A 1,350-nucleotide genomic window follows, 5' to 3' on the forward strand; every position below is an offset into this window, starting at 1 on the left:
AATCATGGAAACGGATTTCTGTGTGATCGGAGCCGGCCCGGCCGGACTGAGTATGGCGCTATTGTTGGTGCGATCCGGTGCCAGAGTTGTTCTCGTCGAGCGGACAACGTCGTTCGACCGCGAGTACCGCGGCGAGATCCTCCAACCCGGGGGCGCGCTGCTGTTGGACCAGATGGGCATCCTCGACGGTGCGCGGAAGCGTGGCCACTACGAGTGCTCGCGATTTCGCATTGTGTCCGCTGGTCGCACACTGTTCGAGGCCGACTTCAGCCGGCTCGACCCGCCGTACAACCACGTCCTCAGCATTCCGCAACCGAACCTGTTGGCGGAGATGCTTGATGCCTGCAAACAGTACGACCGCTTCGTGTATCTCGACGGCCGGTCGCCGACCGGGCTGCTCGTGGACGGCGAGCGCGTCACTGGTGTCCGGCTGCCGGACGGCGACGGGGAGCAGACGATCGAGGCCCGGTGCGTGGTGGCCGCGGACGGGCGTCACTCGAAGACCCGACGGCTGGCTGACATCGCGTTCACCAAGATCGACACCTTCGACTACGACGTGGTGTGGTTCAAACTGCCCGCGCAGGAGCGACACGGCCCTGAGGTGACGGTCTTCCAGGGTGACGGTAACCCGATCATCGTCTACGACGCCTACCCCGACAGCCTTCAGCTCGGCTGGACGTTGCCGCGTCGGAGTTACCGGTCGCTGGCTCAGCACGGGATCGACCACATCAAGGAGCAGATGTGCCGATCGGTTCCCCGGTATGCCGATCTGATCGCCAGGTCCGTCCGGACGCCCGGCGACCTCACAGTGCTGGACGTGTTTGCCGGCTTCGCCGATACCTGGGCTCGAGATGGTCTGGTCCTCATCGGAGACGCCGCGCACACGGTCGGGCCCATCGGCGGCCAGGGGATCAACGTCGCGATCCAGGATGCAGCGCTCCTGCACCCGATCCTGATGTCGTCGTGGGCGAGTGGGCAGTTCGACCACAGAGCACTCGGTCAGTTCGAGCAGCAGCGGCGGCCGGCCGTAAAGGCGATCATGGGGATGCAGGCACAGCAGGCGAAGCTGCTGTTCTCGGGTGCCGACGGCATCGCCGGCCGGATCCGGCCGGTGGCGATGAAGGCGGTCAGCCACACCCCGATCTACCGCAAGAAACTCTCCCGGGTGACATTCGGTACCCAGCGGGTGTTGGCGCGGACTGATCTTTTCGTCGACTGAGACCAGCTCTCCTGTGCTGGCACCACCCTGCTCTGGCCACCTGTCCATCGGTTGATGGACAGGTGGCCAGACCGGCATACGGCCGAAATATTCGGCATGACCGCTTGATTTCGCCGCGCTGAACGAACCGT

Annotated in this window: 1 protein-coding gene; it reads left to right on the forward strand. The window is 64.6% G+C overall.

Annotation, left to right across the window (positions count from 1 at the left end; all coding sequences use genetic code 11):
* Positions 1 to 1,219 (forward strand): FAD-dependent monooxygenase (locus U9980_RS19580; RefSeq protein WP_322769249.1); only part of this gene is annotated, 1,219 nt, incomplete at its 5' end.
* Between the last annotated feature and the right edge of the window lie 131 nt (positions 1,220 to 1,350).

Origin of the sequence: Protofrankia sp. Cr1 (assembly GCF_963555865.1) — a bacterium.
Lineage (GTDB): Bacteria > Actinomycetota > Actinomycetes > Frankiales > Frankiaceae > Protofrankia.